Raw genomic sequence first — 16,267 nt, forward strand, 5'->3', positions numbered from 1 at the left:
GTTCACACCTTAGCCACGAGCGGGCGACCCAGCAGGCCTTGTGGGCGGAAGATAAGGATCATCACCAGCAGCGAGAAGCTGAACACGTCCTTGTAGTCGGAGTTGATCAGGCCGGAGAACAGCGACTCGGAAATACCCAGAATGATCCCGCCCAGCATCGCACCCGGCAGCGAGCCGATGCCACCGAGCACTGCGGCGGTGAAGGCCTTGATGCCGATGATGAAACCGGCGTAGAAGTCGAAGGTGCCGTAGTTCAGGGTAATCAGCACGCCGGCCAGCGCGGCCATCACCGCACCGATCACGAACACGTAGGAAATCACCCGGTCGGTGTTGATGCCCAGAATGGAGGCCATCTTGCGGTCTTGTTGGGTAGCGCGGCACATGCGGCCGAGCTTGGTGTATTTGATCACGTAGGTGAGCAGGCCCATGCCGGCAAAGGCTGCCACCAGAATGAAGATCTTGGTGTAGGTCAGTTGCACGAAGCCGGTGCCGACCTCGATGCGCATGGCACCTTCCAGCAGGGTTGGCACGCCTTGCTGGCGAGCGCCCTGGCTGATCTGTGCATAGTTCTGCAGGATCAGCGAGATACCGATGGCACTGATCAGCGGTGCGAGGCGGGTAGAGTTACGCAGGGGTTTGTAGGCGATGCGCTCGATGGTGAAGCCATAGACGCCCGTGACGACGATGGTGAACAACAGCGTGCCCAACATCAGCAGGGGGAACGACTCGATACCGAAGTAAGCCAGCAATGCCAGGCTGATCGCCGCAAGGTATGCAGAGATCATATACACCTCGCCGTGCGCGAAGTTGATCATGCCGATAATGCCATAGACCATTGTGTAGCCGATGGCGATCAGGCCATAGACCGACCCGAGGGTCAGGCCGTTGACCAGTTGCTGCAGGAAAATACCATCCATAACGCAATCTCACTGAGCGAGACTGCACGCGTGCCGACCACCAACAGCCACGGATGAAGCGGCCCCAGCAGTGCAGAACCGTGCAGGTCTCCGAATAAGGACAGGTACCGCGGGGGCGTTGGCCCGGGCGCAAGCGCACCCGGGCTGGCGGCCGTTATTATTTTTGTTTATCCAGCTGGTGGTACTTGCCGCTCTTGTCCCACTGGTAGACCACGTAGTCGGACACTGTCAGGTCACCCTTCTTGTCCCACTTCTTCTCACCCATGACGGTCTTCACCGGGTTGGCCTTCAGCCACTTGGCGGCGTCTTCACCCTTGTTCGACTTGGCACCATTGAAACCGGCGGCCAGTGCTTCCAGCGAGGCGTAGGCATACAGGGTGTAGCCCTCGGGCTCGGTGCCATTCTTGCGGAACTCCTCCACTACAGCCTTGCTGTCTGGCAGCAAGCGTGGGTCGGCGCCGAAGGTCATGTACACGCCATCGACATACTGTGCGCCGCCAGCGGTGGATACCAGTTCATCGGTAACGATCCCGTCATCGGACATGAACTTGACGTCCTTCAGGCCCTGCTCGCGCAGCTGGCGTACCAGTGGGCCGGCTTCCGGGTGCAGGCCGCCGAAGTAGACCACGTCGGCACCGGCCGCGCGGATCTTGGTGACCACGGCGCTGAAGTCTTTCTCGCCACGGGTCAGGCCTTCGTACAGCACAGGCTTCACGCCGCGTTTCTCCAGCTGTGCCTTGGTGGCGTCAGCCAGGCCTTGGCCGTAGGTGTCCTTGTCGTGCAGCACCGCGACTTTCTTGCCCTTGAGCACGTCGACGATGTAGTCGCCAGCGACGATGCCCTGCTGGTCGTCACGGCCGCACATGCGGAACATGGCGCTCAGGCCGCGCTCGGTAACCTGCGGGTTGGTGGAGCCCGGGGTGATGGCTATCACGCCCGCCTCGTCATATACCTCGGACGCCGGGATCGTGTTGGAGGAACAGAAGTGGCCCACCACACCGATCACCTTGTCCTGGTCGACCAGTCGGTTGGCCACGGCCACGGCCTGCTTCGGTTCGCAGGCGTCATCGCCCTTGACCAGGACGATTTTCTCGCCATTCACGCCACCGGCGGCGTTGATCTTGTCGGCCGCTGCCTGCGCACCTTTCATGTACTGCTCGCCAAACGCTGCGTTGGCACCGGTCATTGGGCCCGCTACACCGATCTTGACGTCGGCCTGAACATACGAAGAAACACCCAGTGCCGTAGCTACGGCCAGAGCCAGGAAACCTTTCTTGTAAAACGTCTGCGACATGAGGTGGTGCTCCTAGAGTTTTTTTTGGTTGGCACTACAACTTCTCAGCCCTGTGCTCAGAGCAAGGGCCGTGCCATCGGTTTTGTATTCCGGGAAAACACACTGTGACAGGCGCCCGCAGGCGACCGACGGCCTTTCCTTTATTGCGCGTGCAACCGTCTGCCACGCGGCAGGCGCCACCACACGTACAGACAAGGAGCAACCATCGAGTGCCATCATTGCAACCCTGGCAAGTGTTTACGTGCAACCGCCCTGTAACAACGGACGTCACCGAACTGCACACCGCTGGTGCGCAACTGCTACAGGCGGCACCGTTTCAAGGCTAGCTGGCGCACGGAAAAACACCTCTGTTTTGGCAGATCCGCGGCCCTGTAGGCGCGGGTTCACCCGCGAAGAGGCCAGCCCAGACACAACGCGGCCCAAAAGGCTGGCACAATGTCGGCCACTCGCCGCTTCCGGAGCCCCCTTGATGAGCGAAAGCGCATTCGCCGAGCGCATCGTGCACAACCTGCTCGACACCGACTTCTACAAACTCACCATGATGCAGGGCGTGCTGCACAATTACCCGGACGCCGACGTCGAATGGGAATTCCGCTGCCGCAACGGCGAGGATCTGCGCCCCTATCTCGGCGAGATCCGCAACCAGCTCGACTTGCTCAGCGACCTCACCCTGGATGATGGCCAACTGGGCTTCCTTGAGCGCATCAGTTTCCTCAAGCCCGACTTCCTGCGCTTTCTGCGGCTGTTCCGTTTCAACCTGCGCTACGTGCGCATTGGCATCGAGAACGACCAGCTGTTTCTGCGCCTGAAAGGCCCGTGGCTGCATGTGATCCTCTTCGAGGTGCCGCTGCTGGCGATCGTCAGCGAAGTGCGCAACCGCCATCTGCACCCGCACATGCGCCTGGCCGAGGCACGCGACCAGCTGTACCGCAAGTTCGACTGGCTGCGCGCGCATGCCAGCGACGACGAGCTGGCCGAACTGCAGGTGGCCGACTTCGGCACCCGCCGGCGTTTTTCCAGCCGTGTGCAGGAAGAAGTGGTACGGGTGCTGCGCGACGACTTCCCGGGCCGCTTTGTCGGCACCAGCAACGTCGACTTGGCATGGAAACTGGATAGCAAGCCATTGGGCACCATGGCCCACGAGTGGATCATGGCCCACCAGCAACTCGGGCCGCGGCTGATCGACAGCCAGATCGCCGCGCTGGACTGCTGGGTGCGCGAGTACCGCGGCCTGCTGGGTATTGCCTTGACCGACTGCATCACCATGGATGCCTTCCTTGGCGATTTCGATTTGTACTTCGCCAAGCTGTTCGACGGCTTGCGCCACGACTCGGGCGAGCCGGTGGCCTGGGCGGAGAAGGCCATTGCCCACTACCAGAAACTGGGTATCGACCCGATGACCAAGACCTTGGTGTTCTCCGACGGCCTCAACCTGACCCGTGCACTGGAAATCTTCCGTGCCCTGCGCGGTCGCATCAACGTCAGTTTCGGCATCGGCACCAACCTCACGTGCGATATCCCGGGTGTGGTGCCCATGAGCATCGTGCTTAAAATGACCGACTGCAACGGCGCACCGGTGGCGAAGATCTCTGATGAAGCCGCCAAGACCCAATGCCGCGACGAGAACTTCGTTGCCTACATGCGTCACGTATTCAAAGTCCCCAGCAAGGAGTAACCCATGCAAGCGGTTCAGCAAGAGATTGCCCAGGCGCTGAAGGTACAGCCGCCATTCGCCGACGCTGCCGCGCTCGAGGCCGAGGTCACCCGGCGCGTGGCGTTCATCAAGGACTGCCTGGCCAACGCCCGGCTCAAGACCCTGGTACTGGGCATCAGCGGCGGCGTCGACTCGCTGACCGCCGCCCTGCTCGCCCAGCGCGCCATCAACGAGCTGCGCGCCGAAACCGGCGACAAGGCGTACACCTTCATTGCCGTGCGCCTGCCGTATCAGGTACAGCATGACGAGCATGATGCCCAGGCCTGCCTTGAAGTGATCAAGGCCGATGAAGTGCACACCGTGGACATCGCCCCGGCGGTGCGTGCATTGGCAACTGAAGTGGTGGCGCTGAAGAACGGCTCGCCGACGTTGGTGGACTTCGTGGTTGGCAACGTCAAGGCACGTACCCGCATGGTCGCCCAGTACACCATCGCTGGCGCCCGCGCAGGTCTGGTGATCGGAACCGACCACGCCGCCGAGGCGGTGATGGGCTTCTTTACCAAGTTTGGTGATGGTGCCTGCGACCTGGCCCCGCTGAGCGGGCTGGTGAAGAACCAGGTACGGGCCATTGCGCGCAGCTTCGGTGCGCCGGAGTCACTGGTAGAGAAGGTGCCAACGGCCGACCTGGAAGACCTGGAGCCGGGCAAGCCGGACGAGGCGTCACATGGCGTGACCTACGCGCAGATCGATGCCTTCCTGCATGGGCAGCCGGTTGACCAGGCAGCGTTCGACATCATCGTGGCCACCTACCGCAAAACCCAGCACAAGCGCGAACTGCCGTTCGCCCCTTGATAAGGCTATAGAAGGACCTGTGGGAGCGGTTTCACCCGCGAATACAAGGGTGAATCCACCGACGCATTCGCGGGTGAACCCGCTCCCACAGGGTTCACCGTCAGGCTTTGATTACTTGACGATGACCTTGCCTTTCATCATCGAGATGTGGCCCGGGAAGGTGCAGAAGAAGCTGTAGTCACCACCGGCTTCCAGCTTGGAAGTGTCGAACTTCACTTCGGTTTCTTTCTCAGGCGCGCCGATCATCTTGGTGTGGGCGATGATCGCGGCGTTGTCACCCTTCAGGTAGTCCTTATCCAGACCCTGGCTCATACCTTCGGTGGCAATGGCCTGCATGTCGGCAGTCTTGCTGATCACCAGGTTATGACCCATGACGTTCTTCGGCAGGCTGCCAGAGTGGGTCAGTTTGACGGTGAATTCCTTGCAGCTCTTGTCGACGGTGAATTCCTTGCTGGTGTAGGACATCTGGTCAGTCGAGTCGACAGTGACCGAGCACTCGGCGGCGAAGACAGAAGCGCTGGCGAGGGTCAGCAGGGATACCGCTACAGCTTTCGCAAACATCATGAATCTCCTTGGCAGGGTTTTATCAATTGCGAGACTGCCTGAAACCGTTCAGCCCCTTGGTGATATGAGTCAAGGGGCTGTCAAGCGGCCAGCCAGTAGAATTGTTCAATGGATTGTATACAACCAATCTAAGGGCACATCATGCCCTTTTATTAGACGATGGGACAACCAATCATTTAGGAGCAATACCAAATGCCCATCTCCAGCTTCCTCAACAGCCTGCTTGCGGCCTACGCCCACGGGGCCACAGGAGCCATCTGCGAATTCTCCCGACCAGAATGAACCCGGCCTTGGAAGCGACGGGCATGCGCCGTACCCTGTGCGCCTGAGTGACAGGAGATGAGCAATGCCCGTACGTTCCGTTTGTGTGTTCTGCGGCGCCAGCATGGGCGCCAACCCTGCCTACCGTGAAGCAGCCGTCGCGCTAGGCCAGGCCATTGCCCGCCGTGGCTTGACCCTGGTGTATGGCGGTGGCGCAGTCGGCTTGATGGGCGTGGTGGCCGACGCGGCCATGGCGGCCGGCGGCGAAGTGGTCGGGATCATTCCGCAGAGCCTGCTGGACGCTGAAGTCGGCCACAAAGGCCTGACCCGGCTGGAAGTGGTGGATGGCATGCATGCGCGCAAGGCCCGCATGGCCGAGCTAAGCGACGCCTTCATTGCCTTGCCGGGTGGCCTGGGTACGCTGGAGGAACTGTTCGAAGTGTGGACCTGGGGGCAGCTGGGCTATCACGCCAAGCCACTCGGGCTACTGGATGTGAACGGTTTCTACGACAAGCTGGGCGGGTTCCTCGACCACATCGTCGAAGAAGGCTTCGTGCGCCCGCAACACCGGGCGATGTTACTGCTGGGGCAGCAGCCGGACGAGCTGCTGGACGGGATGGACCGTTTCATCGCGCCGGTGGCGCCGAAGTGGGTCGACAAGCAACCTGACTGACCCAGATAGATGGGCCGAACACTGCCCCTGTGGGAGCGGGTTCACCCGCGAATCGATAGTGGATCTACCGACGCATTCGCGGGTGAACCCGCTCCCACAGGGCGCTATGTAGCCTTCAAGATCAGCGGGGAATGACAGGCTGGCGCGGCTTCTTGTTACCCTTGCCGCCCTTGCTCGCCTCTTTGCGCTCCTTGGCCGCCTGCTGGTTCCGCGCAAACGCCTCGGCCTTGGCCTTCTCACGTTTATCCCACGGCTTGCTGCCATCGCTTGCACGCGGTGGCAGGCCGGTGTGCTGGGTGAGGATCTTCTGGTCCTTGCCCACCTTGTGGCTGCCGGCCGGGGTCGAGTTCTTGCGGCGCGCGCTCTGGTAGCTGTCGGTCTGCGGCTGGTGCGCCGGGATCAACTGGTGCTTGCCTGGCCCGATCAAATCGGCTCGGCCCATACGTTCCAGCGCTTCACGCAGCATCGGCCAGCCCTTCGGGTCGTGGTACCGCAGGAACGCCTTGTGCAGGCGGCGCTGCTCGTCGCTCTTGACGATCTCCACCCCTTCACTCTTGTAGGTCACCTTGCGCAGCGGGTTCTTGCCTGAGTGGTACATGGCCGTAGCCGATGCCATTGGCGATGGGTAGAACGCCTGTACCTGGTCGGCACGGAAGCCATTGCCCTTTAGCCACAGGGCCAGGTTCATCATGTCTTCGTCGGTGGTACCGGGGTGCGCGGCAATGAAGTACGGGATCAGGTACTGCTCCTTGCCCGCTTCTTTCGAGAATTTCTCGAACATGCGCTTGAAGCGATCGTAGGTGCCGATACCCGGCTTCATCATCTTGTCCAGCGGGCCGCGCTCGGTGTGCTCCGGGGCAATCTTCAGGTAACCGCCAACGTGGTGGGTGACCAGTTCCTTGACGTACTCCGGCGATTCCACCGCCAGGTCATAGCGCAGCCCGGAAGCAATCAGGATCTTTTTCACACCCGGCAAGGCACGGGCCTTGCGGTACAGCTCGATCAGGGAGCTGTGGTCGGTGTTGAGGTTTTCGCAGATGCCCGGGAACACGCACGATGGCTTGCGGCAGTGCTTCTCGATCTCGTGGCTCTTGCAGGCGATGCGATACATGTTGGCGGTCGGCCCGCCAAGGTCGGAGACCACGCCGGTAAAGCCCGGCACCTTGTCACGCATCTCTTCGATTTCGTGCAGGATCGACTCGTGCGAGCGGTTCTGGATGATGCGGCCTTCATGCTCGGTGATCGAGCAGAAGGTACAGCCACCGAAGCAGCCACGCATGATGTTCACCGAGAAGCGGATCATCTCGTAGGCCGGGATGCGCTCCTTACCGTAGGCGGGGTGCGGCACACGGGCGTACGGCATGCCGAACACGTAGTCCATTTCCTCGGTGCTCATCGGGATGGGTGGTGGGTTGAACCACACATCCACTTCGCCGTGCTTCTGTACCAGGGCACGGGCGTTGCCCGGGTTGGTCTCCAGGTGCAGCACGCGGTTGGCGTGGGCATAGAGCACTGGGTCGTTACGCACCTTTTCGAACGATGGCAGGCGGATCACCGACTTTTCCCGGGTCACGGCCGGGCTGTCGAGAATTTGCACCACCTTGGCTTCGTTCGGGTCTTCCTGGTCGCCCTTGGCCTGCTCGATGGCGCAGGCCTGGGTGTCCTGGGTGTTCACGTACGGGTTGATGATCTTGTCGACGCGACCTGGGCGGTCGATACGGGTGGAGTCGATCTCGTACCAGCCCTGCGGGGTATCGCGGCGCACGAAAGCAGTGCCGCGCACGTCGGTGATGGTTTCGATCTTCTCGCCGCTGGACAGGCGCTGCGCCACCTCGACCACCGCGCGCTCGGCGTTGCCGAACAGCAGGATGTCGGCGCTGGCGTCGATCAGGATCGAGTGACGAACCTTGTCCTGCCAGTAGTCGTAGTGGGCGATGCGGCGCAGCGAAGCCTCGATGCCGCCGAGCACGATCGGCACATGCTTGTAGGCTTCCTTGCAGCGCTGGCTGTACACCAGGCTGGCACGGTCCGGACGGCTGCCGGCCAGGCCACCAGGGGTGTAGGCATCGTCGGAACGGATCTTCTTGTCCGCGGTGTAGCGGTTGATCATCGAGTCCATGTTGCCGGCGGCCACGCCGAAGAACAGGTTCGGTTCGCCGAGCTTCATGAAGTCGTCTTTCGACTGCCAGTTCGGCTGGGCGATGATGCCCACGCGGAAGCCCTGGGCCTCCAGCAGACGGCCAATGATGGCCATACCAAACGACGGATGATCGACGTAGGCATCACCGGTCACGATGATGATGTCGCAGGAATCCCAGCCGAGCAGATCCATCTCCTCCCTGCTCATTGGCAGGAAAGGTGCTGGCCCGAAGCATTCGGCCCAGTACTTGGGATAGTCGTAGAGTGGTTTGGCTGCTTGCATGTCAGTGACCGGTTCTGGTGTGCAGGGAAATCGCGGGCGCGGAATATAGCACAAATTTTGACCAAATCCGACTGGATTCGTGGGGATTGGTGGGTGGGCGACGGTTGGGGGGGAGGCTGCCAGGTGCTGGGCTTGAGGCGTGTGATGAGGTCGCCAAGTGCTCGCCGCAGCAGTTTCAGCGCCTGTGAGACCGAGCGCCGCGCGGGCGGCGCTCGATCTCACAGGCGCTGAAACTATTGCGTCGAACACATGGCGGCCTTTCATGCAACCTAAAGCCAACCCCTCACTGCCTCATGCCCAACATTGCCTGGGCTGGCCCTTTTGCGGATAAACCCCCTCCACAGGTACGGTGCCACTCTTGAAGCCTGTGGCGAACCTGTAGGAGCGGGTTCACCCGCGAAAGGGCCAGCCCAGGCTCACATCAACGAAGCCTTACAGCAGACACCTGCCCCTGCATCGGGTTGGCTTCAAGAAAAGGGGGGATTTCAGAAACGGCCTATGCGCAACGGGAAAAAGCTGATTATTTCTCGGCAACCAGGTCAAGAATCGTAGCCCGCCCCGTGAGGGCTTCGCATTTATACCCACTAAAGGCCGACGGGTATATGACGACAGTTTTGTTGCCTATCAGATCCAGGCAGACCTCAAGAGCAAGGCGATTACTCACAGGAAAAACTGGGCCTGCTTAGACCGATGGCGATCGCGCCCCCTGCTGAGCGATCGCAATCCCTTCAGATCTTTACTAAATATTTAGCCTCTCCAACCCTCAGAAAATGCTAACCGACTAATTATTAGTAGATTTTCTCCAGCCCTTGAAAAAATGTAGGAATCGAACTTCAAGTCCTAGTAAAAAATCCTACGACAGCTTTCTCCAACAAATCTCGAGCAGATCTTGAACCAATAAAAAAACAAGTGATACAACAGTGACGCGCTGAAAGGCGCACTCAAACCAACTCTACAGGAGCACTAGCCATGGGACGTCGTCGTTCTGAAATCCACACTCTGCAGATCCCACGCGTGATGAATTACACATTCACCGAGTCCGAGGTTGAATTTCTCAACCTTCTGTAAGTGACAAACCAGAAGGGGCTTAGCCCCTTCTGGCTCTACCAAGGAGCAGTACATGATTACCGAACGCGAGTTGAACATAGAAGAGGCCTACAACCGTCTGACAAGGCTGCATCATCACTTAGGGTTTCAATCGAAAACAGAACTATCAAAAAAGAGTAGCTTGGTCGCAACATGCCACTTATACGACAGCGCCTACCAAGAAGTTTCTTGCGGCGCAGGAAAAGGGGAACACTGCGAACTAGGAGCCCTTGCCGAGAGCCTAGAGCATTACTTCGTCGACAAGAGCACTCCACCCCTCATCGAAAGCGACCAAATTTTGCAATCGATAGCCCCATTTGACGATTGGCTCCTAAAATCCATTCCCCCGGATTGCCGAATACCCTATTTCAGTCTTCAGGCATTGAACAGCTACGACGAAATAGCCATCCCCGCGATATTGATAGCACCTTCCTCTAGAAACATTGATGAAATCGAAAAAACTGCAGCGGGCTTTCTTTCCAAATATTCGACAAACTCTGGCACAGCACTTGGCTGCACGGAGAACGAGGCTCTGCTCCACGCCATCAATGAAGCTATCGAACGTCACGCACTTTCCATGTACTACCTATCACTTTGCGGCCTGACTTCCCCACCCAAACTTTACCAACCTTCGAGTTCTTTTCTGGAAGAAACATTTGCCCATGACACCGAACTTCTCCGCCGGGCCGAAAAACTAGAAATATACTTGACGCACGACTACTACGAAGTTTCATTTTGCATTGCTGTTTCTCGTAGTAAAAAAGAAGGCTCACTCAGCAGCATTGGCTCCGGCAGTTCCGTCAACCCCTCCATTGCAATGTACCGCGCCGTAACGGAGCAGATTCAGTGCGAGCAGCTTTCTGGGGCTACAGAAAATCAAGAAGATCTCTCTGCTGAAAAAATGCTTACTCATTCAACCCGCCTTTCAGCACTTATACACCCATGCCCCACATATGCTGTACCCGCTTTTCACCCTCCGCATACCGATCTCAGCGTGCGCGGGCAAGTCAAGCGAACACTGATCAACTTGGAAAAACATAATAAGTTCGCATTCTATCGCACACTTTATGAGCACCCGAATCTCGCTACGATTGTTCAGGTGTTCATCCCCGGACTTGAACGCTTCCACCTGATCAGATCAGGTATTCCAGTCGCGCCACAGAGTGCACTCAAAGGCATAAGGCAATGACATGCAAATCTATAGAGGAATTCTCGCCGCCCTCGGCGCGACACTGCTCCTGAAAATCGCGACCGTCGTACCTGCTCTAGTCTTGGCCGATATCATTGACAACCTGGCCACCTCAGCCGCGTCTTCCCAGCTTCTGCTCGGAGCTTTCATATGCCTTGTCGCATTACAAGCCTCAATGACCCCTCTACAAGCCTGGTGCCTAGCGCGGCTTTGCCAGGAACGCGTGAAGCAACTTTCCATCCGCTGGTGCCGCGAATTGCTGGACAAGCGCTTCGAGGCCTATGGACAACTCCATGGCGGAACACTGGTAAAAGTACTGGATAGGGGCATTACTGCACAGGAGCGGTGGTTAGGCTTTCTGATTGGCTCGGCATGGCCGGTGCTAGCCGAAGCTGCAGTGCTGATAACGCTCTTCGCTTACCTGGGGGCTACTTCGGTATTGATCGGCCTCATCCCTTTGAGCCTGGCCTACCTGTGGGCCAACGATCGCCTGGTGCGCTGGCGCCGGCCACATATCGAGGCAGTGAACGCGCGCGAGGATGAACTGGCGGAACAATGGGTGGATACCTTCGCCAGCGCGGCAACGGTCAAACTGGAAAAGGCCGAGGATGCCGCAATGCTCCCTGTCAACCAGACACTTTCGCACTATGCCGACTCAGCAGTGCAGGTAGCTCACAGTGGGGGTTGGATTCAGAGCCTGCGCACCCTGTTCATAGGACTGGGCAGCGGCGGTTTGCTCATGTGGGGTATCCATGATCAGGCTCTGGCAACACCGCAATTGAGCCTGGGCGAGCTGGTTGCTCTCTTCACCTTGGTGAGCGGATTGCTGGCAGGGGTTGCGCAACTTGCTGAGGCCTGGCGATTGCTAGACCAGTTTCGACTAGACAAACGTAAACTCGAACACTGGCTCCAGCTCCCCTCGTTCGGCCCAGCATGCACTACTGAGGCGAAGTCCCAAGACAAGGACGCTGGCCTAAGCATCGTTCCGTGCCAGTTGAGCGCTCGAGATACTGTACAACTTCACATCGAAGAACCCTTGGTACTGCACAAAGGAGAACGGGTCGCACTGATCGGGCCCAGCGGATGTGGTAAATCGACACTTCTGCATACGCTGGCGGGAACGATATTCCCGTTGCGCAAGGATGTGCACCTGCACGGCAGGTGCCTGGCGTCGCTCGACGCTAGTGAACAATTCAGTCGATTACGACTCTGCCCTCAGGATGCGCATTTCATACCCGGCCCCCTGCCCCGCGCGGTGCTGTTCGAGCAAGCTCATGATCGCGCTCAAATCGAACGATGGCTTGAACGGTTGGGCCTGAGCAAAGACTGGTACGAACTTGATCTGGATGCACGCGCAGAATCGATATCGGGTGGCGAAGCACGCAGGCTGACGCTGCTACGCCTTCTTAATCAGCCTGGGGAATTCAATTTCTTTGACGAACCCACAGCAGGGCTCGATGCCGCGTCGGCAGAGCGTACCTGGGACCTGTTGTTCGAAGCATTCAAAGGGCGAGGGCTGATTTGCGTGACGCATGATCAGAGCGCACTGTCGCGGTTTGACCGGGTGATCACCTTGAGCGAGGGGCGGATCATCAGCCAAGGGCAAACGAACATCGCTCAGATTTCAGCGCTAGCAGGCACACCACAAACATTGTAGGAGCGGCCTTGCTAGCTCAATGGGTTATTCATCATCATCAAAGTTGTACATCCCTGGCGCCAAGTTCTCGAACCGGGTGTACTTGCCGATAAACGCCAAACGCACGAAGCCGATGGGGCCGTTACGCTGTTTGCCGATGATGATTTCCGCCACACCCTTGTGTTCGGTCTCGGGGTGGTAAACCTCGTCGCGGTACACGAACATGATCACGTCGGCGTCCTGCTCGATTGCACCGGATTCACGCAAGTCGGAGTTCACCGGGCGTTTGTTCGGGCGCTGTTCCAGCGAGCGGTTCAACTGCGAAAGGGCAATGACCGGGCAGTTGAATTCTTTGGCCAGGGCCTTGAGCGAGCGGGAAATCTCGGAAATTTCGTTGGTACGGTTGTCACCGGCCGACCCCGGAATCTGCATCAGCTGCAGGTAGTCGACCATGATCATGGCGATTTCACCATGTTCACGGGCCAGGCGGCGGGTACGCGCGCGCATTTCCGAGGGGCTGATACCAGCGGTATCGTCGATGAACAATTTTCGGTCGTTGAGCAGGTTCACCGCCGAGGTCAGGCGCGGCCAGTCGTCGTCGTCCAGCTGACCGGAACGCACCTTGGTCTGGTCGATACGGCCCAGGGACGAGAGCATACGCATGATCAGCGACTCACCTGGCATCTCGAGGGAGAACACCAACACCGCCTTGTCGGTTCGCAGTACGGCGTTTTCCACGAGGTTCATGGCGAAGGTGGTCTTACCCATCGACGGACGGCCGGCGACGATGATCAAGTCTGCCGCCTGCAGGCCGCTGGTCTTCTCGTCGAGGTCGGTGTACCCGGTGGAAATACCGGTGATGTCGCTGTCGGAGTTGAACAGCGTGTCGATGCGATCGATGGCCATGGTCAACAGCTCGTTGACCCCCACCGGGCCGCCGGTTTTGGGCCGCGCCTCGGCGATCTGGAAGATCTGCCGCTCGGCGTCGTCGAGAATCTCGGCAGCGTTGCGCCCCTGCGGGTTGAACGCGTTGTCGGCGATGTCGGTACTGATGCTGATCAGCTGGCGCAACGTGGCCCGCTCGCGAATGATCGCGGCGTAGGCCTTGATGTTGGCCACCGAAGGGGTGTTCTTGGCCAGCTCGGCCAGGTAAGCCAAACCGCCGATCTGCGAGGACAGGCCTTCCTTGTCCAACTGCTCGTGCAGGGTCACCACGTCGAATGGCTGGTTGGCGTCGGCCAACTTGTGCACAGCGCGGAAGATCAGCCGGTGGTCATGCCGGTAGAAATCGCCGTCCGACACCTGGTCCAGCACCCGCTCCCAGGCATTGTTGTCCAGCATCAGGCCACCGAGCACGGCCTGTTCGGCCTCGATGGAATGCGGCGGTACCTTCAGGGCTGCGGTTTGCAGGTCAAGCTGTTCGGAGGTGGTGATCTCGTTCATGGCCACGAAAGAATTCTGGAGGATGAAAAAGACAAAGGGCACGGCCTGTCAAAAACAGGACCGTGCCCGATGTTAACCGCCTGACTCGCAAGGAGCCAGCCAGTTAGCGCAGCTTAGGCAGCTACGACGACCACGCGTACGGTGGCTTCAACGTCGCTGTGCAGGTGCACGGCTACGTCGTATTCGCCAACCTGACGGATGGTGCCGTTCGGCAGACGAACTTCAGCCTTGGCCACTTCAACGCCGGAGGCGGTCAGGGCGTCAGCGATGTCGTGGGTGCCGATCGAACCGAACAGCTTGCCTTCGTCGCCAGCGGTGGCAGTGATGGTCACTTCCAGCTCGGCCAGTTGGGCAGCGCGGCTTTCAGCCGAAGCTTTCTTGTCAGCGGCTGCTTTTTCCAGCTCGGCGCGACGCTCTTCGAACGCAGCCAGGTTGGCGGCGTTGGCAACGGTGGCCTTGCCGAATGGCAGCAGGAAGTTACGGCCGTAACCAGCCTTAACTTTTACTTTGTCGCCCAGGTTGCCCAGGTTAGCGACTTTTTCCAGCAGGATCAGTTCCATTTGGTAAAACCTCTTAACTTTTAACCTTCACCGTTCGCGGAGTCATTCCCCTTGGGGGACTTGCGACCGCGAAAATCAATCAGGCTGTCGACAATGGCCAAAACCACCAGCAACGGATAAATCAGCTGCATGATCAGCGGTAGCGTCACGTACATCCCCACCAGCCAGAAACCGGCCAGTCGGCCCTGTGCCACCAGCCCGTGCATCAAGGCGATGCCGGCCAGCACCAGTACCAGGCTGGAAGCCGATGCCAGGATGATGAACTGCGGGCCGATAAACGGCGCCACCACCATCACTGCCACCAAGACCGCCATGGTCTGTTTCGGCAACTTCAGTTCGCGAAACTCGCGACCGAAGCCTCCAGGGTTGTACAACGCTGCCTGCCAATAGCGCGCCAGCATCAACGCCAGCACACTGAACAATTGCACCGTCACTGCTGTGGAAGCGACCAGCACAGGGCGGATCAGCTCACCGGAGAGCACCGGTTGCCCTTCGATTTGCGGCATGGCTTCGGCAAACGCCTTGGCCAGCACATCGAAGGTTTGCGCCAGCGCCAGATCGAGCACGAGGCTGAAAGCCACGGCGAACACGGCACTGGCGAGCAACACCCGGCTCCAGGGATGCTCGGCACGCAACATGGCGGCCAGGGCCAAGGCACCCGCAATCACCAGAAAGGTGATGGGATCGCCCATGACCCACACGGCCAGCCCGGCCAGCAAGCCGCCGGCGATGACCGATGTAGCATCCTTGAACCCACGCCGCAGCAGCACAAGGCTGCCTGCAGCGGCACTCAACCAGAACAGCAGCGGCAGTACCGCGCTGATGACCACCACCAGGGTGGCCTGCACACGACCGCGCATGATGAAACTTGCTAACGCTCGCATGCTTATCCCTTACTGCTTGTCGACGACCCGGTCTCAGCGGCCGTGGCTGTCGGTGTAGGGCAGCAGGGCCAGGAAGCGGGCGCGCTTGATAGCGGTAGCCAGCTGACGCTGATAACGAGCTTTGGTACCGGTGATACGGCTTGGAACGATCTTGCCGGTTTCGGATACGTAAGCTTTCAGGGTGTTGAGATCTTTGAAGTCGATCTCTTTCACGTCTTCAGCAGTGAAGCGGCAGAATTTACGACGACGGAAGAAACGTGCCATTTAATAGGCTCCTCTAAAGGTCCGTGGATTACTCGTCAGCGTTATCGCTGGAGTCGCTGTCATTGCTGTCGTCGCCTTCGGCGGAGTCAGCATGCTCAGGACGCTCGCGACGCTCACGGCGCTCGCTGCGGTTCTCTTCAGCCTTCAGCATCTCGGACTGGCCGGTAACGGCTTCGTCACGACGGATGACCAGGTTACGGATAACGGCATCGTTGTAGCGGAAGTTGTCTTCCAGCTCGGCCAGGGCCTTGCCGGTGCACTCAACGTTCAGCATCACGTAGTGAGCCTTGTGAACATTGTTGATTGCGTAGGCCAGTTGACGACGGCCCCAGTCTTCCAGGCGGTGGATTTTGCCACCATCTTCTTCGATCAGCTTGGTGTAACGCTCAACCATGCCGCCGACTTGTTCGCTCTGGTCCGGGTGAACCAGGAAGATGATTTCGTAATGACGCATGAATGCTCCTTACGGGTTAGTAGTCTGCCAGTGAATCTGGTCAGACAAGGAGTGAATGACACTGTATGTCTTGCACGGAGGGGAGGCACATGAGCGCCTGCCAGCTCGGCAAGG

Annotated in this window: 14 protein-coding genes; 5 read left to right on the forward strand and 9 right to left on the reverse strand. The window is 59.1% G+C overall.

Annotation, left to right across the window (positions count from 1 at the left end):
• Positions 1-2: 2 nt before the first annotated feature.
• Both OO258_RS06690 and OO258_RS06695 read right to left on the reverse strand, forming a co-directional pair.
• Positions 3-917: an ABC transporter permease subunit gene (locus OO258_RS06690; protein ID WP_266029322.1), complete on the reverse strand. Its 915-nt coding sequence runs from the start codon at positions 915-917 to the stop codon at positions 3-5.
• A 157-nt stretch (positions 918-1,074) separates the two neighbouring features.
• Positions 1,075-2,211: a branched-chain amino acid ABC transporter substrate-binding protein gene (locus OO258_RS06695; RefSeq protein WP_266029323.1), complete on the reverse strand. Its 1,137-nt coding sequence runs from the start codon at positions 2,209-2,211 to the stop codon at positions 1,075-1,077.
• 469 nt (positions 2,212-2,680) lie between these two features.
• Between OO258_RS06695 and pncB the strand changes: the two genes are divergently transcribed.
• The gene (pncB, locus tag OO258_RS06700) at positions 2,681-3,886 is read left to right on the forward strand and encodes a nicotinate phosphoribosyltransferase (protein WP_110748096.1); all 1,206 of its coding nucleotides are present in this window, start codon (positions 2,681-2,683) and stop codon (positions 3,884-3,886) included.
• Between the two features lie 3 nt (positions 3,887-3,889).
• The gene (nadE, locus tag OO258_RS06705; protein WP_266029324.1) at positions 3,890-4,717 is read left to right on the forward strand and encodes an ammonia-dependent NAD(+) synthetase; all 828 of its coding nucleotides are present in this window, start codon (positions 3,890-3,892) and stop codon (positions 4,715-4,717) included.
• A gap of 111 nt (positions 4,718-4,828) precedes the next feature.
• On the opposite strand, the gene azu is transcribed toward nadE, so the two are convergent.
• Positions 4,829-5,278 (reverse strand): azurin, encoded by a 450-nt coding sequence (azu, locus tag OO258_RS06710; protein ID WP_266029325.1) that lies wholly within the window; start codon positions 5,276-5,278, stop codon positions 4,829-4,831.
• Between the two features lie 349 nt (positions 5,279-5,627).
• Between azu and OO258_RS06715 the strand changes: the two genes are divergently transcribed.
• Positions 5,628-6,215, forward strand: coding sequence for a TIGR00730 family Rossman fold protein (locus tag OO258_RS06715; RefSeq protein ID WP_012053851.1), 588 nt, complete (start codon positions 5,628-5,630; stop codon positions 6,213-6,215).
• Between the two features lie 121 nt (positions 6,216-6,336).
• Here the strand turns inward: OO258_RS06715 and OO258_RS06720 are convergent, their stop codons facing one another.
• Entirely contained in the window at positions 6,337-8,637 is a 2,301-nt protein-coding gene (locus OO258_RS06720; RefSeq protein ID WP_110748112.1) for a YgiQ family radical SAM protein, read from the reverse strand.
• Positions 8,638-9,757: 1,120 nt separating this feature from the next.
• On the opposite strand from OO258_RS06720, the gene OO258_RS06725 reads away from it, so the two are divergent.
• Complete coding sequence (locus OO258_RS06725; protein WP_266029326.1) at positions 9,758-10,912, forward strand: YcaO-like family protein; 1,155 nt, start codon at positions 9,758-9,760, stop codon at positions 10,910-10,912.
• Between the two features lies 1 nt (position 10,913).
• Entirely contained in the window at positions 10,914-12,569 is a 1,656-nt protein-coding gene (locus OO258_RS06730) for an ATP-binding cassette domain-containing protein (protein ID WP_266029327.1), read from the forward strand.
• Positions 12,570-12,593: 24 nt separating this feature from the next.
• Here OO258_RS06730 and dnaB read toward each other — a convergent pair whose 3' ends face one another.
• The 5 genes from dnaB to rpsF form a co-directional block, all read right to left on the reverse strand.
• Positions 12,594-13,991: a replicative DNA helicase gene (gene dnaB / locus OO258_RS06735; RefSeq protein ID WP_003249571.1), complete on the reverse strand. Its 1,398-nt coding sequence runs from the start codon at positions 13,989-13,991 to the stop codon at positions 12,594-12,596.
• 113 nt (positions 13,992-14,104) lie between these two features.
• Complete coding sequence (gene rplI / locus OO258_RS06740) at positions 14,105-14,551, reverse strand: 50S ribosomal protein L9 (RefSeq protein WP_003249568.1); 447 nt, start codon at positions 14,549-14,551, stop codon at positions 14,105-14,107.
• A 20-nt stretch (positions 14,552-14,571) separates the two neighbouring features.
• A complete protein-coding gene (locus tag OO258_RS06745; RefSeq protein WP_110745922.1) occupies positions 14,572-15,435 on the reverse strand; it encodes a hypothetical protein in 864 nt (287 codons plus the stop codon).
• Between the two features lie 33 nt (positions 15,436-15,468).
• Complete coding sequence (rpsR, locus tag OO258_RS06750; protein ID WP_003249563.1) at positions 15,469-15,699, reverse strand: 30S ribosomal protein S18; 231 nt, start codon at positions 15,697-15,699, stop codon at positions 15,469-15,471.
• A gap of 28 nt (positions 15,700-15,727) precedes the next feature.
• Positions 15,728-16,153, reverse strand: a complete 426-nt coding sequence (gene rpsF, locus OO258_RS06755; protein ID WP_003249557.1) for a 30S ribosomal protein S6 — start codon at positions 16,151-16,153, stop codon at positions 15,728-15,730.
• Positions 16,154-16,267: the final 114 nt, after the last annotated feature.

This window comes from Pseudomonas sp. DCB_BI (assembly GCF_026240995.1).
GTDB lineage: Bacteria > Pseudomonadota > Gammaproteobacteria > Pseudomonadales > Pseudomonadaceae > Aquipseudomonas.